Below are 22,347 nucleotides of genomic sequence, written 5' to 3'. Positions count from 1 at the left end.
TCCGGTGCCGGACCCCTTCTTGCCGTCGGTCTCCTCCGGACCCTCAACCGGAGAAGCCGACGTGCGCGAGCCGCAGCGGGCCGCGCAGTCCGATGCGGACGTCGTGCACGCCCTCGGCGACGAGGCCGGTGCCCAGGGTGGTGTAGGCGTAGGGGCCGGCGGTGGGGCTGTCCAGGCGCAGAGCCGCGAGCACCGGGCCGCCGTCCAGGGAGAGTTCGAGCACGCCCTCGCCCGCCAGCTGCGCGCTCACCTCGGTCACGCCCGGACCGAAGTCGCAGGCGCGGTAGAGCAGTTCGGCCGTACCGCCGTCGGCGGGAGTCACCGCGTCGCCCGCCGTCCGCGTCCGGTCCACGATCGCGATGCCCGACTGCTCGTCGAAGTCCACGCCCGCGAGGCCCCGTCGGGCCACCGGACGCGGCGCGGGCCCGGTGCCGTCGAGGTGGACCGTCGTACGCAGCCGCACGTCCTCGCTGGACGCGCCGACCAGCAGCTCGTACGGCCCCGTCTCCAGGCGTGGTCCATCGTGCGCCACGTCCCAGAACTCCAGCGCGGACAGCGGGACCTCGAAGGACACCTCGGCCCGCTCGCCGGGCGTGAGCGTGAGCCGGCGGTGCGCCAGCAGTTCGCGGCGCGGGCGGGTCACCGACGGGTCCACGGCCCGCCCGTAGAGCTGGACCACCTCGTCCGCCGCCCGGTCCCCGGTGTTCGTCACCGAGCAGGAGACCGTGAGCACGCCGTCCGCGACACCGGTCACGAGGTCGCCGTAACCGAACGACGCGTACGACAGGCCGTGCCCGAAGGGGAACAGCGGGGTGTCCTCGAAGTACAGATAGGTCTGGCGGCCGCCGATCACGTCGTAGTCGAACAGGTCGGGCAGATCGGCGTCCGAGGCGTACCAGGTCTGCGGCAGCCGGCCCGCCGGGGAGACGTCGCCGGCCAGGACCCGGGCCAGTGCCGTGCCCGCCGCCTGTCCGCCGTGCGCGGTCCACAGCGCGGCCGGGAGCCGCGCCACGTCCACCGCGTACGGATAGGCCGAGGTCAGGATCAGTACCGTACGCGGGTTCGCGGCGCGGGCCGCACGCAGCAGCCGCTGCTGATGCTCCGGCAGGGCGAGGGTCGTACGGTCCTCGGTCTCGCGGCCGTTGATGTGCGGGTCGTTGCCCGCGACCACCAGGACGACCTCCGCCGCCTCCGCGACCCGGGCCACGGCCTCCTCGCCCCGCTCGACCGTGATCACCTCGAAGACGTCACCGGAGTCGGCAACCTGCACGCCGTCGGCGGCGACACGGACATGGCGACCCGTGCCCAGATGCCTGAGGAGGTGACCGTTGTGGTGCGGTTCGAGACGGAAGGTCTCCTGGACCACCCAGCCGCCCGGCTGGTCGGCCGAGGCGCGGACATACCCGTCCTCGGCGACCGACAGATACCGGCCGTCCGGCGCGCGCAGGGTCAGCACGCCCTCGCCCCAGTCCACCAGCGCGAACTCGGTGCCGGTCACGTCCGCGGTGAGCGGCGGCAGATCGGTGCGGCCGGCCAGCAGCGCCGGGTCCAGGGCCCCCTCGGCGCCGCGTGCCTCGTCCGGCGCGTCCGTCGGCGGCACGTGCAGGAACGCGTCGGCGGCGGTGCGCAGCCGGACCCGGTCCACGCCCTCCGCGAACTCCACACGCTCGGCGCCGAACCGCTCGTACAGGCCCTCCAGAGGGGTGGAGCGGTGCAGCAGGCTGCCGCTGTACCAGTCGAGCTTGCACTCGTCGGCGAGCAGGCCGACCACCGCGATCCGGGTGTCGGGCGCGAGCGGCAGCAGGTCGTCGTCGTTCTTCAGCAGCACGACCGCCTGCTCGGCGGCCTCCCGGGCGAGCGCCCGGTGCGCTGGGGTGTCGAACTCGCCGGTGCAGGCGTGCGGGTCGTAGTGCGGGTCGAACTCGCCGAGCCGGAACCGGACGGAGAGCTGCCGGCGTACGGCGGTGTCGATGTCCGCCTCGCTCAACAGGCCCTGCTCGTACGCCTTCCGCACCCGCTCGACGATCTGCGAACCGTCCGTGCCGTGGTCGGTGAAGCTGTCCACGCCCGCCAGCAGCGCGGCCGCGGTGGCCTCCTCGTGGGTGTCGAAGTAGTGCTCGGCGTCGACCAGGTTGGAGGGCGCGCCCGCGTCCGAGCAGACCAGCAGCTCCTCGTCCGTCCAGGTCCGCAACGGGTCGCGGAGGTACGGGGAGAGGTGGTTGGGGCGGCCGTTGACCAGGTTGTACGCCGGCATCACCCCGGCCACCGCGCCCGCCTTCACCGTCTCCTCGAAGGCGCGCAGATCGTACTCGTGCAGCACGCGCGGGCGGACGGAGGCGGACGACGTGGCGCGGTCCGTCTCGTTGTTGTGGGCCAGCCAGTGCTTCAGGACGGGCGCGGTGCGCCAGTACAGCGGATGGTCGCCGCGCAGGCCGTGGGTGTACGCCGTGGCGATCGCCGAGGTCAGCTTCGGGTCCTCCGCATACCCCTCCTCGTTACGGCCCCACAGCGGATGGCGCAGCAGATTCACCGTCGGCGACCAGACGTTGAGGCCGACCCGCTCGTCCCGGGCCCGCATCGCGCGGACCTCCTTGGACACCGCCTCGCCGACCCGCCGCACCAGCTCCGGATTCCAGGTCGCGCCCAGGCCCACGGCCTGCGGGAACACCGTCGCCGGGCCCATCCAGGCCACCCCGTGCAGGGCCTCCTGGCCGGTGCGGAAGGCGGCGATGCCGAGGCGCTCGACGGCCGGCACGAACTGGTGGAGAAAGGAGATCTTCTCGTCCAGGGTGAGCCGCGCCAGCAGGTCGTCGATGCGCTTCGCGAACGGCAGTTGCGGGTCGCGGAACGGCGGAGTGGACGGCGAGTCAACGGTCACGAGCGGTTCCCCTTGCGGATGGAGCGACGAGACGCTTTCGAAGCGCTTCGATGCTCGGCCGAGCGAGGCCGGGTGTCAAGGTGCTGGGCGTGAAGAGGGGGCACGAGGGCGCACATCTCGCCGACATGGCAAGGGAGTGTGGTGGCCTTATGAAGGAGCCGCGGCTCGCAGGAATCTTGGGAACGACCCTTGTGCACCCCCAGGTGTTCACTTAACCTCGCAGCAACATCGAAGCGCTTCGACTGACTCAATTTCGTCGAAGTACGTTCCAGCTCAGCCAGATCCACTCAAGACACCGCAGCCGACGGCCACCGCCGGGTGTCCTGGTGCGCCATGAAGGGTTGACGCAATGACGCCGAACGCCGCCTCTTCCGCCCCAAGTCGGAGAAGCTTCCTCGCCTCCACCGCGGTCGCCGCCGCGGCGGTCGCCGGAGGCATGCCGTTGCTCACCGCCTGCGGCAGCTCGGACAGCGGCACGGGCGGCGGCTCCTCCGGGGGCAAGGGCGAGAAGAAGCTGCTGCCCTCCTACGTCGCGAGCAACGTGGTGGTACCGGACATCCCGTCCAAGAACGGCTCGCCGATCGGCTTCACCGCCAAGCTCGACCTGGCGACCCTGAAGACCTCGGTCTCCAAGAAGCTCGGCAAGGGCGGCAAGGTCACCATCATGTCGCCGTTCTGGGGCTCCCCGCCCAAGAGCGACAACGCCTACTACAAGGCGATGAACGACATGATCGGCGTCGACGTCGTCTGGCAGAACCAGGACGGCAACACCTACGACCAGAAGCTCGGCGCGGTCCTCGCCTCCAGCGACGTACCCGACGTCGTGGTCGTCCCCAGCTGGAACATGGGCGGCAAGATACCCACCGCCATCATCAGCAAGTTCGCCGACCTCGGCCCCTACCTCTCCGGCGACGCGGTCAAGGACTACCCGAACCTCGCGGCCATCCCGACCGACGCCTGGCAGCGCTGCATCATCGGCGGCAAGCTGCGCGGCCTGCCGATGCCCTCCTCGTACGTCACCAGCATGGTGCCCCTCTACCGCAAGGACATCTTCGACAAGCAGGGCTACCAGGTCCCGCGCTCCGCGGACGAGTTCATGTCCCTCGCCAAGGAGATCACCAACGCCAAGGCCAAGCGCTGGGCCTGCCTGGACATGAAGTGGACCGCCTTCCAGATGTTCGGCGTGCTCTCCGGCAGCGAGAAGGCGCTCGGCTGGAACCTGGTCGACGGCAAGCTGATCAACCGCATCGAGACCCAGGAGTACCTCGAAGCGCTGGAGTGGGCCCGCAAGCTCTTCGCCGCCGGATACGTCCACCCCGACGCGATGATGGGCAAGAGCGCCCCCGACCCGGGCCCCAAGTTCGCGGCCGGCGAGTTCCTGATCTACCCCAACAACATCTCCCAGTGGTGGGGCCGCACCGCCGAACAGGCCACCCAGAACCCGTCGTTCAAGATCTGGGGCATGGACATCTTCGGCCATGACGGCGGCAATCCGCAGCTGTGGGCCGAACAGCCCGCCGGGATCTTCGCCTTCATCAACAAGAAGGCCTCGCAGTCCGTGGTCCGTGACGCGCTGGCCGTCGCCAACGTCACCGCCGCGCCGTACGGCACCAAGGAGTACATGGCCACCAACTACGGTGTCGAGGGCGCCGATTACACGGTCAAGAACGGCGTTCCCGTCAAGACCACCCAGGGCAACAACGAGGTCAACAACGCCTACGTCATGGTCGCGAGCCCCGCCGCCACCGTCGCCCACCCCGACTTCCCCGAGGTCGCCAAGGCCCAGGTCGAGTGGCAGCAGCGGATGGGCGCCTTCACCAAGAAGTCCAGCTTCTACGGCCAGATGATCACCGAGCCGTCCCGCTACACCAACCTCGGCGACAACTTCGAAACGCTTGAGGACGACATCACCCGCGGCCGGAAGAAGATCAGCGACATGCAGCAGGCCGTCTCCGACTGGAAGAGCGGGGGCGGCGACAAGCTGCGCGACTGGTACAAGAAGCTTCTCGACGAGAACGGCACGGCGGCCGGCTGACGCGAGACACGAGGCAAGGAGAAGGCTGTGTCCCACAGCACGGTGCCTCGGAGCAGGGCCGGGGCGGACGACAGGGCGGGGAAGAGCGCGACGGCGTCGGACGGCGCCACCGCGACCCGGAAGGACCGGAAGAACCAGCAGAAGGCGAGGACCGGGAAGCTCAGCCTGCGCCTGCGCTTCAGACGCGACCGCGTCCTGCTGCTGATGACCCTGCCGGCGATCCTGCTGATCCTGCTCTTCAACTACCTGCCGATCCTCGGCAACATCGTCGCCTTCGAGGACTACGACCCCTACGTCAGCGACAACGGCATCGTCTCGATGCTGCACAGCCCCTGGATCGGCCTCGCCAACTTCCAGCAGCTCTTCGCGGACTCGGCCTTCTGGCACGCGGTCCAGAACACGCTGGTGCTGTTCTTCCTGCAACTCGTGCTGTTCTTCCCGGTGCCGATCCTGCTCGCGCTGCTCATCAACAGCGTGATCAGGCCGAGGGTGCGGGCGGTCGCACAGGCGGTCCTGTACCTGCCCCACTTCTTCTCGTGGGTGCTGGTCATCGCCGTCTTCCAGCAGCTCTTCGGCGGTGCGGGCGTCTTGTCCCAACTGCTGCGCCGGCACGGCTACAACGGCCTGGACATCATGACCAACCCGTCCACCTTCAAGTTCCTCGTCACGGCGGAGGGGATCTGGAAGGACGCGGGCTGGGGGATCATCATCTTCCTCGCCGCGCTGGCCTCGGTGAGTCCCGATCTGTACGAGGCCGCCGCGATGGACGGCGCCGGCCGCTGGCGCCGCATGTGGCACGTCACGCTCCCCGCGCTGCGCCCGGTGATCGCGTTGTTGCTGGTCCTGCGGGTGGGCGACGCCCTGACCGTCGGGTTCGAACAGATCCTGCTCCAGCGTGACGCCGTAGGACCGGGCGCGGCGGAGGTCCTCGACACCTTCACCTGGTGGAACGGCGTGCGCAACCAGGACTTCGGCTACGCGGCCGCCGCCGGACTGATCAAGGGCGTGGTCAGCCTCGGACTGGTCCTCGCCGCGAACAAGGTGGCCCATCTCATGGGCGAGCAGGGGGTGTACAAGAAATGACCGCCGTCATCGACAAGCCGCCGGTGCAGGAGCGACCGCCGTTCCGGTGGGCCGCGCCGCCCCGCCCGGTGTGGGAGGAGGAGCCGACCAAGGCGGGCCTCGCCGGCAAGGGCCTGGTCCTCACGCTGGCCTGTCTCGGCATCCTCTTCCCGCTGTGGATCGTGATCGTCACCAGCCTGTCCTCCCGGAAGACGATCGACCAGGCGGGCGGCCTGGTGATGATCCCCAAGGGCATCACGTTCGTCGCGTACAAGGAGCTGCTGAGCGGGGGGCAGGTCACCCGGGCCGCGGTCATCAGCATCCTGGTCACGCTGGTCGGCACGCTGTTCTCGATGACGGTGTCGGTCCTGTGCGCGTACGGCCTCTCCCGCATCGGCTCGCTCGGCCACCGCTGGTTCCTGATGCTGCTGCTGGCGACGATGTTCTTCAGCGCGGGCCTGATCCCCACGTATCTGCTGGTGCAGTCCCTGGGCCTGATGAACAGCTACCTCGCGCTGATCCTGCCGAGCGCGGTGAGCGTGTTCAACATCCTCGTCCTGCGTGGGTTCTTCATGGGCATCTCGCAGGAACTGATCGACAGCGCGCGGATCGACGGTGCCGGGGACTTCCGGATCCTGTGGCAGATCGTCGTGCCGCTGTCGCGGGCCGTGCTGGCGGTGATCACGCTGTTCTACGCCGTGGGCTACTGGAGCGCGTGGTTCAACGCGTCCCTGTACCTCAACGACCAGGACAAGATGCCGCTCCAGAACGTCATGATCCAACTGGTTCAGAAACAGCAGGCCCCGGTGGGCCTGGGCCAGGCCATCAAGACCGGCCAACTGTCCGGCCTGGCCGTACAGATGGCGGTCATGGTGATGGCCCTGCTCCCGGTGGCGGTCCTGTCCCCGTTCGTCCAGAAGCATTTCAAGAAGGGGATGCTGACGGGAGCGGTGAAGGGGTGACGGTTCGCTGCGCGGCCTGTGCCGGAGAACCGCGGGACGCCGTACCTGCCTAGCTGCGGGCAGTCGTGCCGCTGGGGCGGCACGGGTGGGCGCAGCGGCACCCTGCACGCGCCGGTAAGCGACCCCACCCCCGCCCAGCAACCACACCGGTCCACCAATTCACCGAGGTACCCCATGCCCACCCCCACCCGCAGAACCGTCCTCGCCGGCACCGCAGCCGCCGCAGCCCTCCTCGCCCTCCCCGCCAACGCGACCGCAGCCCAAGCCCCGCAGAAATACCGCTGGCGCAACGCAGCAATCGGCGGCACCGGCTTCGTCACCGGGATCCTCTTCCACCCCACCACCCCCGGCCTCGCCTACGCCCGCACGGACATCGGCGGCGCCTACCGCTGGGACGAGGACACCGCCCGCTGGACCCCCCTCACCGACCAGCTCGGCTGGGACGACTGGAACCTCCTCGGTGTGGAGGCCCTCGCCGTGGACCCGGCCCACCCGGACCGGCTCTACCTCGCCCTCGGCACGTACGCCCAGTCCTGGGCCGGCAACGGAGCAGTCCTCAGATCCGAAGACCGCGGCGCGACCTGGCGGCGCACCGACCTCACCGTGAAACTCGGTGCCAACGAGGACGGCCGCGGCACCGGCGAACGCCTCCTCGTCGACCCCCGCGACAGCGACACCCTCTGGCTCGGCACCCGCCACGACGGACTCCTCAAGTCGACTGACAGAGGCGCCACGTGGGAGAAGGACAGCACCTTCCCCACCACCCCCACCACAACCGGCCAAGGCGTCACCCTCCTCCTCGCCGTCGGCCGTACCGTCTACGCCGGCTGGGGCGACTCCGACGGCACCACCGCGAACCTCTTCCGCACCACCGCCGGCGGCACCGGCTGGCAACCCGTCCCCGGACAGCCCACCGGCACCGCCGCCAAGGTCCCGATCCGCGCCGCGCACGACCCGCACACCCGCGCGCTGTACGTGACGTACGCGAACGCGCCGGGCCCGAACGGCCAGAGCGACGGCAGCGTGCACCGGCTGGACACCGCGACCGGCACCTGGACCGACGTCACCCCGGTCGCCCCCGGCGGCACCGACACCTTCGGGTACGGCGGAGTCGCCGTCACCGCCCACCGCCCCGGCACCGTCGTCGTCTCCACCAACAACCGCTGGTCCGCCGGCGACACCCTGTACCGCAGCACCGACGGCGGCCGCACCTGGGTCTCGCTGAAGGACACCGCCGTCCTCGACGTCTCCGAGACGCCCTACCTGAGGTGGGGCGAGGCCGCGCCCAAGTTCGGGTGGTGGATCCAGGCCGTCGCCGTCGACCCGTACGACTGCCGGAACGTCCTCTACGGCACCGGCGCCACCATCTACGGCACCCGGGACCTGCGCCGTTTCGCCCCCCGGATCCGCGGCCTGGAGGAGACCTCGGTCCGCCAGCTCATCTCGCCGCCCACCGGCACCGCCCATCTGATCAGCGCCAACGGTGACATCGGCGTCCTCTACCACGAGCGCCTCACCGCCTCCCCGGCCCGCGGCATGGCCACCGACCCCGTCTTCGGTACGGCCACCGGGCTCGCGCAGGCCGCGGCGAAACCGTCGTACGTCGTGCGCACCGGCTGGGGAGACCACGGCAACGGCGCCTTCTCGACCGACGGCGGGCAGACCTGGGCGCCCTTCCCGAGCCAGCCGTCCCTCGGCAAGGACGCCCCGGGGCCGATCGCCGTCAGCGCCGACGCCGGCGTGCTGCTGTGGACCTTCGTGCACTCGGACGGCACCACGTACCCCGCCCAGCGTTCCGCCGACGGGGGCACGACCTGGGCCGAGGTGGCCACCTACCCGAAGGGCGCCACCCCGCTCGCCGACCCCGCCGACCCCGCCCTCTTCTACACCTACGACACCGACACGGGCACCCTGTACGCCAGCACCGACGGCGGCCGCACCTTCGCCGCCCGGGCCACCGGACTGCCCTCCGGGGACAGCCAGTTCCAGCTCGCCGTAGCACCGGGACGCAGCGGTGACCTGTGGCTCAGCACCAAGTCGAACGGGCTGTACCGGTCCACCGACGGGGGCAGGAGCTTCGCCGAGGTGGGGAGTGCCCGGGCCGCCTACACGCTCGGGTTCGGCATGGCGGCACCCGGCGCCGGCTACCCGGCGATCTACCTCGTCGGCAGCACGGACAGCTCCCTCACCGCCGTCCACCGCTCCGACGATCAGGCCGCCTCCTGGATCCGCATCAACGACGACGCCCACCAGTGGGGCTGGACCGGGCAGGCGATCACCGGCGATCCGCGCCTGTACGGCCGCGTGTACCTCGCCACCAACGGACGCGGCATCCAGTACGGGGAGCCCGCATGAGACCGACCCTCGCCGACGCCACCCGGGGCCGCATCCTCTTCGGCGGTGACTACAACCCCGAGCAGTGGCCCGAGGAGACCTGGCAGGACGACGTCCGGCTGATGAAGGACGCCCGGGTCAACTCCGTGACCCTCGGCGTCTTCTCCTGGGCGAAGCTCGAACCCGAGCCCGGCGCGCGGGAGTTCGGGTGGCTCGACCGGGTCATGGATCTCCTGCACGAGCACGGCATCGGGGTCGTGCTCGCCACCCCCACCGCCTCCCCGCCGCCCTGGATGGGCCGCCTCCACCCGGACACCCTGCCCCGCGACGCCGACGGGCGGACCGAGGTGTGGGGCGGCCGGCAGCACTTCTCGCACTCCAGCGCCACCTACCGCCGTTACGCCGCCGCCATCACCGAGGACCTCGCCGCCCGCTACGGCACCCACCCGGCCCTCACGATGTGGCACATCAACAACGAGTACTGCACCTTCGACTACGGCGACGAGGCGGCCGCCGCCTTCCGCCGCTGGCTGCGGGCGAAGTACCGGACCCTCGACGCCCTCAACTCCGCCTGGGGCACCGCCTTCTGGAGCCAGGGTTACGACACCTGGGACGGCATCCTCCCGCCCCGGCACGCCCACTATCTGAAGAACCCCGCCCAGGTGCTGGACTTCCGGAGGTTCACCTCCGACATGCTCCTGGAGTGCTTCACCGCCGAACGGGACATCGTCCGCCGGCACACCCCGCACGCCCCCGTGACCAGCAACTTCATGCCCCTGTGGATCGGCCAGGACGCCTGGCGCTGGGCGGAGGAGGAGGACGTCGTCTCCGTCGACCTCTATCCCGACCCGCGTGATCCGCTCGGCGGGCAGCGCGGTGCGCTCGTGCAGGACCTCACCCGTTCACAGGCCCGCGGGCCGTGGATGCTCATGGAGCAGGCGGCCGGGCCGGTCAACTGGCGCGGGGTCAACCACCCCAAGCCCCCCGGCCTCAACCGGCTCTGGTCCCTCCAGGCCGTCGCCCGCGGCGCCGACGCCGTCTGCTACTTCCAGTGGCGCCAGTCCCGCCAGGGCGCCGAGAAGTTCCACTCCGGAATGGTCAGCCACGCGGGGGAGCACGGCCGTACCTATCAGGAGGTCCGGCAGCTCGGCCATGAACTCGCGTGCATCGGCAGTTCGGTGACGGAGAGTCAGATCGTCTCCGATGTCGCGATCCTGCACGACTGGCACTCCTGGTGGGCCGGGGCCCACGAGGGGCGGCTGTCGGCGGAGGTGGATCTGCCGGAGGTGCTGACCGCCTGGCACCGGGCGCTGTGGGAGGCCCATCTCGCCACCGACTTCGCCCATCCGGAGCACGACCTGTCCGGCTACCGGCTCGTCGTCGTCCCGCAGCTCTACCTCCTCACCGACGCGGCCGTCGACAACCTCCTTCGCTATGTCCACGGCGGCGGCACCCTGGTCTGCGGCTTCCTCACCGGCGTCGCCGACGAGGACGACCGGGTCCGGCCCGGTGGCATGGACGCCCGGCTGCGCGAGCTGTTCGGCATCCGCACCCTGCACGAGTGGTGGCCGCTGGAGGCGGGGGAGACCGTCGAGTGCGAGGGGTTCCGCGGGACGCTGTGGTCGGAGGAGATCGAGGCCGAGCCCGGGGCCGCCCGGACCGTGCCGTACCGGGGCGGCGAGCTGGACGGGCTGCCCGCCGTACTGCACACCGGCCGCGCCTGGTACGTCTCCACGCTCCCCGAGCCGGAGGCACTGCGTGAGCTGCTCGCCTCCGTCGCCGAGGGGGCCGGGGTGCGCCCGGTGCTGGCGGGGCTGCCGGACGGAGTCGAGGCGGTGCGCCGGGGTGAGCTGCTGTTCCTGCTCAACCACGGGCGGGAGCCGGTCACCGTCGAGGTGCCGGGCGACCACCGTGAGCTGCTCGGCGGCGAGAAGGTCACCGGGTCCCTCACCCTCGGCCGCTACGGAGTGGCGGTGCTGCGGTCATGAGCCATGGACCCGTCCACGGGACCTGGGAACCCGCCCCGGCCGCACGCTGGGAGGACGGCTTCCTGAGCGGGAACGGCCACCACGGCGTCTGTGTGTTCGGTGATCCGCACGAGGAACAGGTCGTCGTCAATCACCACACCCTGGTCCGGCCCAACGGCGGCGAGCACGCCCGGCCACCCCGGCTCGCCGACCAACTCACCCTGCTCCAGGACCGGTTGCTCGCAGGCGACCGCACCGCCGCCGAGGGCTTCACCGACGGGCGGCCGCTGCGGTGGGTGCAGCCCTTCCACCCCGGCTTCCGGATACGGCTCACCCGGTCCGGCGAGGGCGCGAACGCCGGCTACCGGAGGGACGTCGATTTCAGCAGCGGCGAGATCACCGCCGTCGCCGGCGGCTTCCGCAGCCGGGTCTTCGTCTCCCGCGCGGACGACGTGATCGTGCACGAGATCACGGCGGACGGCGACCTCGACATCCGGCTCGACCACCGGCTGCCCGGCGCCCCGGCCGGGCTGCGGGTCGGCCATGGCGCGCTGCTCACCCCCGAGGGCGCCCTGCTGAGCCTGCGCGCCCGCTACCCCGACAGCGACCGCGCCTACACCGGAGTCACCCTCGTCGCCGTCCTCGACGGCCGCACCGAACTCCTCCCGCCCGGCGTCCGTGTCACCGGCGCCCGCACGGTCCTGCTGCTCACCCGCGTCCTCCGGCACACCGACGAGGCTGACGTGATCGCCGAGGCCCGGCTGCTCCAAGGGCTCCTCCAAGGCACCGCCACCGAACACGGCACACAGTCGCCGTACGACGACCTCCTCCTCGCCCGGCACCTGCCCCTGCACCGCACCGCCTACCAGCGGGTCACCCTCGACCTCGGCGCCGATCCCGCCGACCGTGCCCTGCCCGGCTCGGAGCTGCTCACGCGCCCGGACAGCCCCGCCCTGCTGGAACGGCTCTTCGCCGCCGGCCGCTACCACCTGCTCTCCAGCAGCGGCCTGCTGCCACCCCGGCTCACCGGACTGTGGACCGGTGACTGGAACACCGCCTGGTCCGGGGCGTTCACCACCAACGCCAACCTCAACCTCCAGACCGCCTCCGCACCGGCCGCCGCCCTGCCCGAGGTCACCGAGGCGCTCGCCGGCCTCGTCGCCGGGCAGCTGCCGCACTGGCGGGAGAACGCCCGCGCGATCTTCGGAGCCCGGGGCGTGGTCGCGCCCTCGCACACCGACGGCGAGTCCGGGCTGACGTACCACTTCAGCCGCGAATACCCCCTGCACCTGTGGACGGCCGGCGCCGACTGGCTGCTCAAGCCGCTGGTCGACCACGACGAGATGCGCGGCGAGCGGGATCCGCGCACGGCCGCCGCGCTCGCCGAGACCGCCGCCTTCTACGAGGACTTCCTCACCCGCACCGACGCGGACGGCCATCTCGTCGTCGTGCCCTCCTACTCGCCCGAGAACCGGCCCGCGAACGCCGGCTGGGGCGCGCTCAACGCCGCCATGGATCTCTCCGCCGCCCGGCACGCCCTGCTCACCGCCGCCGACTACCACCCCGAACAGGGTGAGAAATGGCGGAAGTTGGCGGAGCGGCTGCCACCGCACCGCATCAACGCCGACGGCGCGCTCGCCGAATGGGCCTGGCCCGGTCTGGACGACACCTACGACCACCGCCACCTCAGCCACCTCTACGGCGTCTGGCCGCTGGACGAGATCAACCCCTACGACGCCCCCGGCCTGGCCGCCGCCGCCCGCCGCGCCCTCGAACTGCGCGGCGCGGAGAACCACTCGGCGCACGGCCATCTGCACCACGCCCTGATCGCGGCCCGGCTGCGGGACGCCGGCCGGGCCGCGCACGCCCTGCGCCAGGTGCTCGGCGGCGACTTCTTCCACGCCTCACTGATGAGCGCCCACTATCCGCGGCGGGACGTCTACAACGCCGACGCCGCGCACACCCTGCCCGGCGTCCTGATCGAGATGCTCGTCCAGTCCACCCCCGACCGGCTGGTCCTGCTGCCCGCCGTACCGGATTCCTGCCCCACCGGTGAACTGAGGGGCGTACGCACCCGGTTCGGCGCCGAGATCGACCTGAGCTGGACCCCGGACGGAGCCCGAGCCGTCGTCAAGCCCAGCCGCACCCACCGCATCGACCTGCGGACTTCCTCCGGCGCACAGCCGCTCGACCTCGTCGCCGGAGAAGACCGCGTCCTCACCCTGAGGACGCGGTGACTCCCCGCAATTCCCCCCACCCATGGAAGGGACACCATGGCAGCACGCACGCTCAGCAGGGTCGCCACGGCCCTCGCCGCCCCCGCCCTGGCCCTCGGCGCCACCGTCGGCCTCGCCGCGGCCCCCGCCTCCGCCGCGGTCTGGTCCTCCTGCGACCAGTGGGGCAGCACCACGCTGAACGGCTACACCCTGTACAACGACATCTGGGGTTCCGGCGCCGGCAGTCAGTGCATCTGGGCCAACTCCGGTACGAACTGGGGTGTCTGGGCCAACCACCCCAACACCGGCGGCATCAAGTCCTACCCCAACGCCGACAAGGTGATCAACAAGTCGATCAGCTCTCTGGGCTCCCTCAGCACCAGCTACAACGTCACCGTCCCGTCGTCCGGCGCCTACGAGACGGCGTACGACATCTGGGACACGAACCACAAGTACGAGATCATGCTCTGGGTCAACAAGACCGGCGCCGTCGGCCCGCTCGGCACCTCCCAGGGCACCGTCAGCCTCGGCGGCTCCACCTGGACCGTCTACAAGGGCAACAACGGCTCCAACGACGTGTTCTCCTTCGTCCGCAGCTCCAACTCCAGCTCCGGCACGGTCGACGTCCTGCCGATCCTGAAGTGGATCAGGGACACCAAGGGCTGGTTCGGCGATGTGACCATCGGTGACTTCCAGTTCGGCTTCGAGATCACCTCGTCCTCCGGCGGGCTGAACTTCACCGTCAACAGCGAGAGCGTCAGCAGCAGTTGAGTGACCCTGCGGTGACGAGGGCCGTCCCGGGCGCGCGACCGGGACGGCCCTCCCGTTGTTCACCTGCTTGCGGTTGGATGGCGTGCATGCGTATCGCCACTCCCCTCAGGTATGTGCTGCCGGCCGGCGTCGCCGTCCTGCTCGCCGCCGCGCCCGCCTCCGCGGCCCCCGCACCGCTCTCCCCGCTGCGGCCGGTCGCCTCCCTCGCCGCCGACCGTCTGGCCACCGCCGACCTGGTCGCCGCCGCCAAGTGGGGCACCGACAGCCCCATCGACGACCCGGCCCGCGAGCAGCAGGTCCTCGACTCCGTCGCCGCCCAGGCCCAGCGGATCGGCGCGGACCCCGACGAGGTCCGGCGTATCTTCCGCGACCAGATCGAGGCCAACAAGGTTGTCCAGCGCGCCCTGTTCGCCCGGTGGACGGCCCACCCGGAGCAGGCCCCGACCACCAAGCCCGACCTGAACGTCGTGCGTCAGACGATCAACCGCATCAACACGGACCTCGTCCAGAGCATCGCCGACACCACCCCGGAGCGCATCGCCCCGACGTGCGATCCCGAACTCGCCGTGGCCGTCGTCGAGGTCCACCACGACAAGCATCCGGACCTGCTGCACACCGCCGCCCTGGTCCGCTCCCTGGTCTCCGTCTGCCGCGACTGACGCGTGAGAGGGCGGCCGGTCCCTTCCGTGGGTACGGATGGGACCGGCCGCCGTTCGGCCCGGCTACTCCCCTACAGGCAGCCGGGCCCCGTCCCGCAGGAACAGCGGGATCCGGTCCAGGGGGGCGTCCACCGTCACCGCCGTACCGCCCTCGTACGTCGCACCCGTCCAGGCGTCCGTCCAGCGCGCGCCCGCCGGGAGGTACGCCGTGCGGGCCGTGGCGCCGGCGGTCAGCACCGGCGCGACCAGCAGGTCCCGGCCGAAGAGGTAGGCGTCGTCCACCGACCAGGCCGCCTGGTCGTCCGGGAACTCCAGGAACAGCGGGCGCATCACCGGCAGCCCCTCCTCGTGCGCCTCGCGCATGACGGTGAGGATGTACGGCTTCAGGCGCTCGCGCAGCCGCAGGTACCGCTCCAGGATCGCGCCGGCCTCCTCGCCGTACGACCACACCTCGTTCGGACCGCCGGTCATGTCCGGGCCCAGCGGCAGACCGGGGTCGCGGAAGCCGTGCAGCCGCATCAGCGGGGACAGCGCGCCGAACTGGAACCAGCGGACCATCACCTCGCGGTACGCCGGATCGTCCGGGTCGCCGCCGTGGAAGCCGCCGATGTCGGTGTTCCACCACGGGATGCCGGACAGCGCGGTGTTGAGGCCGGCCGCGATCTGCCGGCGCAGGGTCGCGAAGTCGGTGCCGATGTCACCGGACCACAGGGCCGCGCCGTGCCGCTGACTGCCCGCCCACGCCGAGCGGTTGAGGGTGATCACCTCCGGCTCCCCGGACGCCAGCAGGCCCTCGTGGAAGGTGCGGGCGTTCTCCAGCGGGTAGAGGTTGCCGACCTCCAGGCCCGGTCCCGCCCAGTAGCGCAGGTTCTCCGCGAAGCCGGGCTTCAGCTCAGGTTCGCACGCGTCCAGCCAGAACGCCGTGATGCCGTACGGGGTGAGGTAGTTCTCCCGGATCCTCGACCACACGAAGTCGCGGGCCTCGGGGTTCGTCGGGTCGTAGAAGGCGACCTGGACGGTGGAGGCGACCTCCTTGTCCGGCCAGTCGGCGTGCGCCATCGGGCCGTACTGGGTGCCGACGAAGTAGCCGCGCTGCTCCATGAGCTGGTGGTTCTCCGACAGCGGGGACACCGACGGCCATACGGACACCACCAGCTTGATGCCCAGCTCCTCCAGCTCGCGGACCATGCCCGCCGGGTCGGGCCACTCCTTGGGGTCGAACTTCCACTCGCCCAGGTGCGTCCAGTGGAAGAAGTCGCACACGATCGCCGAGATCGGCAGGCCCCGGCGCTTGTACTCCCGTGCCACGTCGAGGAGTTCGTCCTGGGTGCGGTAGCGCAGCTTGCACTGCCAGAAGCCCGCCGCCCACTCCGGGAGCATCGGCGAACGCCCGGTGGCCGCGCTGTAGTTGCGCTGGCCCTCGCCCGGAGTGCCCGCCGTGATCCAGTAGTCGATCTGCCGGGCCGAGTCCGCGACCCAGCGGGTGCCGTTGCCCGCCAGCTCCACCCGGCCGATCGCCGGGTTGTTCCACAGCAGGGTGTAGCCCCGGCTGGACACCAGCACCGGGACGCTCACCTCGCTGTTGCGCTGCACCAGGTCCAGCACCAGGCCCTTCTGGTCCAGCCGCCCGTGCTGGTGCTGGCCGAGGCCGTACAGCTTCTCGTCCTCGTACGCGGCGAAACGCTGTTCCAGGCGGTGGTAGCCGTTGCCGACCGCCGTGTAGAGACGCGGGCCGGGCCACCAGAAGTGGGCGCGCTCCTCGGCGAGCAGCTCGCTGCCGTCGTCGGTGCGCAGGAAGCGGAGCATGCCCTCGGCGCTCACCTCGACGGTCAGCGATCCGACCGTCAGCCGGCCTTCCCCGTCACCGGCGTCGACCGTCGCCTCGGCGGCGGGCGGGGAATCGAGGAGCGCGCCCGGGAGACCGTGCAGCACCGGGCCGCCGAGCCGGGCCCGCACCCGGACCGCGTCCGGACCCCATGGCTCGATCCGCACCGTCTCCTGACGGCCGCTCCACTCCAGTGCCCCGTCCTTCACCTGGACGCGGCCGACGGTGGGGGAGGACTGGGCGAGGCTGACCTTGGGCTGCGCGAGGGCAGGCTGAATACCGGCAGGCTGATTCACGGCGGCTCCTGAGGAGAGGCGTGCAGACAGGGACGCAGGCAGAGGTGTGCCCCCAAAGGGCACGGTCGGTGCGGATCAGGACCCGGCCGGCGCCGGTCCCGTACTCGCCCGTACGGTCAGCTCGGGCGCGAGCAGCACGACCTCGTCGCCGCCCCGCCCGTCCAGCTTGGCCACCAGATGCTCCACGGCGTGCCGGCCCATCTCCTGTGCGGGGATGGCCACCGAGGTCAGCCGCACCGAGGCCTGGACGGCGACCTGGTCCGGGCAGATCGCGACCACGGACACGTCCTCGGGCACGGCCCGGCCCTGCTGGCGCAGCAGCGCGAGCAGCGGCTCCACCGCGGACTCGTTCTGCACCACGAACCCGGTCGTCCCCGGGCGCTCGTCGAAGATCCGGGCCAGGGTGAGGGCCATCGCGTCGTACCCGCCCTCGCACGGCCGGTGCAGCACCCTGACGCCCGACGCACGGGCCCAGGAGCGCAGCCCGTCGAGGGTGCGCTCGGCGAAGCCGGTGTGCCGTTCGTAGACGGCCGGTGCCTCGCCGATGACAGCGATGTCACGGTGCCCGAGCCCCGCGAGATGCTCCACGCACAGCGCGCCCGTCGCACTCCAGTCCAGGTCCACGCAGGTCAGACCGTTCGGGTCGGCGGGCAGCCCGATCAGGACCGAGTGCTGGTCGGTCTGCCGCAGCAGCGGCAGCCGCTCGTCCTCCAGCTCCACGTCCATCAGGATCATGGCGTCGGCGAGCCCGCTGCCGGTCACCCGGCGCACCGCGTCCGGGCCCTCCTCGCCGGTGAGCAGCAGGACGTCGTAGCCGTGCGTCCGGGCCGTGGTGGCCACCGCGATGGCGATCTCCATCATCACCGGCACGTACATGTCGGTGCGCAGCGGGACCATCAGCGCGATGATGTTCGACCGGTTGCTCGCCAGGGCGCGGGCGCCGGCGTTCGGGTGGTAGCCCAGCTCCCGGATGCTCTGTTCGACCCGCTGCCGGGTGGTCGCGGAGATGGACCGCTTGCCGCTGAGGACATAGCTCACCGTGCTCGCCGACACTCCGGCGTGCTGGGCGACCTCGGCGAGGGTGACCATCCGGCTCTCCAAGCTTTGTGAAGCGCTTCGACAGAGCGCGTGACCGACTGGGGCGAGTGAGGGTGAGATTGACACTAGCTTCAGCGGGAGTGGGTGTCCATAGGCGCTGTCGAAGCGCTTCGACACCTTTTCCGTGACCGAAATCCCGAACGAGTCGCCGAGCAGCAGTACACACCGGTGCGCCGGGCTTCGGCAGCCCCCTCGGCCGTTCGGACGCGCGAGGGGTGGTGGGGTCGGCCCGTTTCGGGTACCAACGATCCAGTAGCACTGGTCGGTAGCGAACGGTCCGCAATCATCCCTCTTCGCGGCGAGGTGAACCTCATGTCCGCCCCCACCACACCCCGTACCAACGTCACCGAGCGCGAAGCCCGCCAGGTGGCGGAGGCCGCCCGGGAACAGGACTGGCGCAAGCCCAGCTTCGCCAAGGAGCTGTTCCTCGGGCGCTTCCGGCTCGACCTCATCCATCCCCACCCGCTCCCCGACGACGAGTCGGTCCGGCGCGGCGAGGAGTTCCTGGCCAAACTCCGCGCCTTCTGCGAGACGACGATCGACTCGTCCCGGATCGAGCGCGAGGCCCGCATCCCGGACGAGGTCGTGGCGGGCCTGAAGGAGCTCGGCGCCCTCGGCATGAAGATCGACCCCAAGTACGGCGGTCTCGGCCTCACCCAGCTCTACTACAACAAAGCCCTGGCCCTGGTCGGCTCCGCGAGCCCCGCCGTCGGCGCGCTGCTCTCCGCCCATCAGTCGATCGGCGTGCCCCAGCCGCTCAAGATGTTCGGCACCCAGGAGCAGAAGGACGCCTTCCTGCCCCGCTGCGCCCGCACCGACATCTCCGCCTTCCTGCTCACCGAGCCGGACGTCGGCTCCGACCCGGCCCGCCTCGCCACCACGGCGGTGCCCGACGGGGACGACTACGTACTCGACGGAGTGAAACTCTGGACCACCAACGGAGTGGTCGCCGACCTGCTCGTGGTGATGGCACGGGTGCCGAAGTCGGAGGGCCACAAGGGGGGCATCACCGCGTTCGTGGTGGAGGCCACGGCGGAGGGCATCACCGTCGAGAACCGCAACGCCTTCATGGGCCTGCGCGGCATCGAGAACGGCGTCACCCGCTTCCACCAGGTCCGGGTCCCCGCCGCCAACCGCATCGGCCCCGAGGGCGCGGGCCTGAAGATCGCGCTCACCACCCTCAACACCGGCCGGCTCTCGCTGCCCGCGATGTGCGCCGGGGCCGGGAAGTGGTGTCTGAAGATCGCCCGCGAGTGGTCGGCGGAGCGCGAGCAGTGGGGCAAGCCGGTCGCGCTGCACGAGGCCGTCGGCTCCAAGATCAGCTTCATCGCGGCGACGACGTTCGCCCTGGAGGCCGTCCTCGACCTGTCCTCCCAGATGGCCGACGAGGACCGCAACGACATCCGCATCGAGGCCGCCCTCGCCAAGCTCTACGGCTCCGAGATGGCCTGGAAGATGGCCGACGAACTGGTCCAGATCCGCGGCGGCCGCGGCTATGAGACGGCCGAGTCGCTGAGGGCGCGCGGAGAGCGCGGGGTCCCGGCCGAGCAGATCCTGCGCGACCTGCGGATCAACCGCATCTTCGAGGGCTCGACGGAGATCATGCACCTGCTGATCGCCCGCGAGGCCGTCGACGCCCACCTCTCGGTCGCGGGCGACCTGATCGATCCCGACAAGTCCCTGTCGGACAAGGCGAAGGCGGGCGCGAACGCGGGCGTCTTCTACGCCAAGTGGCTGCCGAAACTGGTCGCCGGTCCGGGTCAACTCCCCATGGCCTACGGCCAGTTCAAGCACGGAATCGATCTGTCGGGGCATCTGCGCTACGTCGAGCGCACCGCCCGCAAGCTGGCCCGCTCCACCTTCTACGCCATGTCCCGCTGGCAGGGCCGGATGGAGACCAAGCAGGGCTTCCTCGGCCGGATCGTGGACATCGGCGCCGAACTGTTCGCGATGAGCGCCGCCTGCGTACGGGCCGAACGGCTGCGCGCACAGGGCGACCACGGCCGCGAGGCCTACCAGCTGGCCGACGCCTTCTGCCGCCAGGCCCGCATCCGGGTCGAGGAACTCTTCGACCGGCTGTGGACCAACACCGACGACCTGGACCGCACGGTGGTCAAGGCGGTCCTGGCCGGCTCGTACTCCTGGCTGGAGGAGGGCGTCGTCGATCCCTCCGGGGACGGCCCGTGGATCGCGGACGCGACCCCCGGACCGTCGGCGCGGGAGAACGAGCGCCGCCCCTACGGCGACTGACTCGTTCCCCGCGCGGACCGGGCGCCTGGGGTCAGTTGCCCCAGGTGCCCTGGTTCACGGCGCAGTTCCAGCCCGAGCCGTGCAGGGTGAACTTCAGCGCGTAGGAGCGGGTGTTGAGCAGATGCGTCGGGATCCTCATGCCGAGACTGGCCTTGCCCTTGAAGGTCCCGGTGTAGACGGACACCGACGTCGAGGTGTTGTGGGTGATCCTGCCGCCGGTCGGCTTGGCCTTGCCGAAGCGGAGGTTCTTCTGGTCCGTGACGGTGAAGGTGACGTACTTGAAGCTCTTGGTCGTCTTGCTCTTGAGCCCGAAGTACAGGCCCCCGCCCGTGACCCAGCCGTGCGAGTCGATGTAGAAGCGGCTCGGGTACACGATGTCGATCGGGCAGCCGGCGCCGGTGGACGTCCGGGTGGCGGCCGAGGCGGCTCCGGCGAGTCCGAGCTGAGCGGCGGTCAGGACTCCGGCGGTGGCCAGGACGGCCGCGGTCGCGCGCATGCGGTTCATGGTGGTGATTCCTCCCCCTGTGTGCGGGCCCTTGGTGACGGGCGCCACGGGAAGGATGCCATCACCGGGGGCCGAAAGCGCGTGATTTCAGAAGTGTGATCTTCACAATGGCTTAACAACGGGAAAAATGCTCCATCCAGCGACGAAACCTGTTAACGCACCCGCCCGGGGGATGCCCTGTCCGGAGCGGTGCCGGTTGCGGCAACAATGGAGAGATGACCGACAGTCCCGCCCATCCGGCCCCTCTCGCCGATCCGCACCTCGTCTACGACCCGCTCGCCGGCGACGGGCCGAAGGACGTGGTGATCCTCGGCTCCACCGGATCCATCGGCACCCAGGCCATCGACCTCGTGCTCCGCAACCCCGACCGCTTCCGGGTCACCGCCCTGTCCGCCAACGGCGGCCGCGTGTCCCTCCTCGCCGAGCAGGCCCGCCGGCTGCGGGTGCGGACCGTCGCGGTCGCCCGCGAGGACGCCGTAGCGGCCCTGCGCGAGGCCCTCGCCGCCGAGTACGGCGCCGGGGAGCCGCTGCCCGAGATCCTCGCCGGACCTCAGGCGGCCACCGAGGTCGCCGCCTCCGACTGCCACACGGTGCTGAACGGCATCACCGGCTCCATCGGCCTCGCCCCCACCCTCGCCGCCCTGGAGGCCGGCCGTACCCTCGCCCTCGCCAACAAGGAGTCGCTGATCGTCGGCGGCCCCCTGGTCAAGGCGCTGGCCAAGCCCGGCCAGATCATCCCGGTCGACTCCGAGCACGCGGCGCTCTTCCAGGCGCTGGCGGCCGGGACGCGGGCCGACGTCCGCAAGCTGGTGGTCACGGCCTCCGGCGGCCCCTTCCGCGGCCGTACGAAGCAGGAGCTGACGAAGGTCACCGTCGAGGACGCTCTCGCCCACCCGACCTGGGCGATGGGCCCGGTGATCACGATCAACTCCGCGACCCTCGTCAACAAGGGCCTGGAGGTCATCGAGGCACACCTCCTCTACGACATTCCCTTCGACCGCATTGAGGTGGTCGTGCATCCCCAGTCGTATGTTCACTCGATGGTCGAGTTCACCGACGGATCCACGATCGCCCAGGCGACGCCCCCCGACATGCGCGGGCCCATCGCCATCGGTCTGGGCTGGCCCGAACGCGTACCCGAAGCCGCGCCCGCCTTCGACTGGAGCAAGGCCTCCACGTGGGAGTTCTTCCCGCTGGACAACGAGGCCTTCCCGTCCGTGAACCTCGCCCGGCACGTGGGGATGCTCGCGGGCACGGCCCCGGCGGTGTTCAATGCGGCCAACGAGGAGTGCGTCGAGGCCTTCCGCAGCGGCGCGCTGCCCTTCAACGGGATCATGGAGACCGTCACCCGGGTCGTCGAGGAACACGGCACCCCGGTCACGGGAACCTCACTCACCGTGTCGGACGTCCTCGAAGCGGAAACCTGGGCCCGCACCCGGGCCCGGGAACTGACAGCCACCACGGCGAGCGCGGAGGCGCGTGCATGACG

General features: G+C 70.8%; 14 protein-coding genes. 10 read left to right on the top strand and 4 right to left on the bottom strand.

Annotated features, from left to right (window positions below; genetic code table 11):
• Positions 1–43 precede the first annotated feature (43 nt).
• Positions 44–2,878 (bottom strand): glycoside hydrolase family 3 C-terminal domain-containing protein, encoded by a 2,835-nt coding sequence (locus LE548_RS36600; RefSeq protein WP_225101343.1) that lies wholly within the window; start codon positions 2,876–2,878, stop codon positions 44–46.
• A 349-nt stretch (positions 2,879–3,227) separates the two neighbouring features.
• Here LE548_RS36600 and LE548_RS36595 point away from each other — a divergent pair, with 349 nt between their 5' ends.
• From LE548_RS36595 to LE548_RS36560, 8 genes are all read left to right on the top strand, one after another.
• Positions 3,228–4,913, top strand: coding sequence for an extracellular solute-binding protein (locus LE548_RS36595; protein WP_225101342.1), 1,686 nt, complete (start codon positions 3,228–3,230; stop codon positions 4,911–4,913).
• Positions 4,914–4,940: 27 nt separating this feature from the next.
• Positions 4,941–5,996: a sugar ABC transporter permease gene (locus LE548_RS36590; protein ID WP_225101341.1), complete on the top strand. Its 1,056-nt coding sequence runs from the start codon at positions 4,941–4,943 to the stop codon at positions 5,994–5,996.
• Positions 5,993–6,937: a carbohydrate ABC transporter permease gene (locus LE548_RS36585; protein WP_225101340.1), complete on the top strand. Its 945-nt coding sequence runs from the start codon at positions 5,993–5,995 to the stop codon at positions 6,935–6,937. The genes LE548_RS36590 and LE548_RS36585 overlap by 4 nt, the downstream gene beginning before the upstream one ends.
• A 174-nt stretch (positions 6,938–7,111) precedes the next feature.
• On the top strand, positions 7,112–9,292 hold the full coding sequence (locus LE548_RS36580) for a sialidase family protein (protein ID WP_225101339.1): 2,181 nt from the start codon (positions 7,112–7,114) through the stop codon (positions 9,290–9,292).
• Complete coding sequence (locus tag LE548_RS36575; RefSeq protein ID WP_225101338.1) at positions 9,289–11,259, top strand: beta-galactosidase; 1,971 nt, start codon at positions 9,289–9,291, stop codon at positions 11,257–11,259. Before LE548_RS36580 ends, LE548_RS36575 begins: the two co-directional genes overlap by 4 nt.
• Complete coding sequence (locus LE548_RS36570; RefSeq protein ID WP_225101337.1) at positions 11,256–13,475, top strand: glycoside hydrolase N-terminal domain-containing protein; 2,220 nt, start codon at positions 11,256–11,258, stop codon at positions 13,473–13,475. Before LE548_RS36575 ends, LE548_RS36570 begins: the two co-directional genes overlap by 4 nt.
• A 36-nt stretch (positions 13,476–13,511) precedes the next feature.
• Positions 13,512–14,225, top strand: coding sequence for a hypothetical protein (locus LE548_RS36565; protein WP_225101336.1), 714 nt, complete (start codon positions 13,512–13,514; stop codon positions 14,223–14,225).
• Positions 14,226–14,311: 86 nt separating this feature from the next.
• Positions 14,312–14,884, top strand: coding sequence for a chorismate mutase (locus LE548_RS36560; protein WP_225101335.1), 573 nt, complete (start codon positions 14,312–14,314; stop codon positions 14,882–14,884).
• 63 nt (positions 14,885–14,947) lie between these two features.
• Here LE548_RS36560 and LE548_RS36555 read toward each other — a convergent pair whose 3' ends face one another.
• Complete coding sequence (locus tag LE548_RS36555) at positions 14,948–17,005, bottom strand: TIM-barrel domain-containing protein (protein ID WP_225101334.1); 2,058 nt, start codon at positions 17,003–17,005, stop codon at positions 14,948–14,950.
• Positions 17,006–17,080: 75 nt separating this feature from the next.
• On the bottom strand, positions 17,081–18,094 hold the full coding sequence (locus tag LE548_RS36550) for a LacI family DNA-binding transcriptional regulator (RefSeq protein ID WP_225101333.1): 1,014 nt from the start codon (positions 18,092–18,094) through the stop codon (positions 17,081–17,083).
• A gap of 321 nt (positions 18,095–18,415) precedes the next feature.
• Here LE548_RS36550 and LE548_RS36545 point away from each other — a divergent pair, with 321 nt between their 5' ends.
• Positions 18,416–20,353: an acyl-CoA dehydrogenase family protein gene (locus tag LE548_RS36545; protein ID WP_225101332.1), complete on the top strand. Its 1,938-nt coding sequence runs from the start codon at positions 18,416–18,418 to the stop codon at positions 20,351–20,353.
• Between the two features lie 31 nt (positions 20,354–20,384).
• Here the strand turns inward: LE548_RS36545 and LE548_RS36540 are convergent, their stop codons facing one another.
• Positions 20,385–20,849, bottom strand: a complete 465-nt coding sequence (locus LE548_RS36540) for a hypothetical protein (RefSeq protein WP_225101331.1) — start codon at positions 20,847–20,849, stop codon at positions 20,385–20,387.
• A gap of 224 nt (positions 20,850–21,073) precedes the next feature.
• Between LE548_RS36540 and dxr the strand changes: the two genes are divergently transcribed.
• On the top strand, positions 21,074–22,345 hold the full coding sequence (gene dxr / locus LE548_RS36535) for a 1-deoxy-D-xylulose-5-phosphate reductoisomerase (RefSeq protein WP_225101330.1): 1,272 nt from the start codon (positions 21,074–21,076) through the stop codon (positions 22,343–22,345).
• Positions 22,346–22,347 lie beyond the last annotated feature (2 nt).

This window comes from Streptomyces sp. CoH27 (genome assembly GCF_020181035.1).
GTDB classification, from domain to species: Bacteria; Actinomycetota; Actinomycetes; order Streptomycetales; family Streptomycetaceae; genus Streptomyces; species Streptomyces camelliae.
Note: the sequence above shows the minus strand (reverse complement) of the source record. Positions and strands in the feature narration are given on the sequence as shown.

Bases quoted from the DNA above. Each gene is read 5' to 3' on its own strand.
- LE548_RS36580 (WP_225101339.1), top strand. From the start codon at position 7,112: ATGCCCACCCCCACCCGCAGAACCGTCCTCGCCGGCACCGCAGCCGCC.
- LE548_RS36540 (WP_225101331.1), bottom strand. From the start codon at position 20,849: ATGCGCGCGACCGCGGCCGTCCTGGCCACCGCCGGAGTCCTGACCGCC.
- LE548_RS36595 (WP_225101342.1), top strand. From the start codon at position 3,228: ATGACGCCGAACGCCGCCTCTTCCGCCCCAAGTCGGAGAAGCTTCCTC.
- LE548_RS36570 (WP_225101337.1), top strand. From the start codon at position 11,256: ATGAGCCATGGACCCGTCCACGGGACCTGGGAACCCGCCCCGGCCGCA.
- dxr (WP_225101330.1), top strand. From the start codon at position 21,074: ATGACCGACAGTCCCGCCCATCCGGCCCCTCTCGCCGATCCGCACCTC.
- LE548_RS36550 (WP_225101333.1), bottom strand. From the start codon at position 18,094: ATGGTCACCCTCGCCGAGGTCGCCCAGCACGCCGGAGTGTCGGCGAGC.
- LE548_RS36585 (WP_225101340.1), top strand. From the start codon at position 5,993: ATGACCGCCGTCATCGACAAGCCGCCGGTGCAGGAGCGACCGCCGTTC.
- LE548_RS36575 (WP_225101338.1), top strand. From the start codon at position 9,289: ATGAGACCGACCCTCGCCGACGCCACCCGGGGCCGCATCCTCTTCGGC.
- LE548_RS36545 (WP_225101332.1), top strand. From the start codon at position 18,416: ATGTCCGCCCCCACCACACCCCGTACCAACGTCACCGAGCGCGAAGCC.
- LE548_RS36560 (WP_225101335.1), top strand. From the start codon at position 14,312: ATGCGTATCGCCACTCCCCTCAGGTATGTGCTGCCGGCCGGCGTCGCC.
- LE548_RS36565 (WP_225101336.1), top strand. From the start codon at position 13,512: ATGGCAGCACGCACGCTCAGCAGGGTCGCCACGGCCCTCGCCGCCCCC.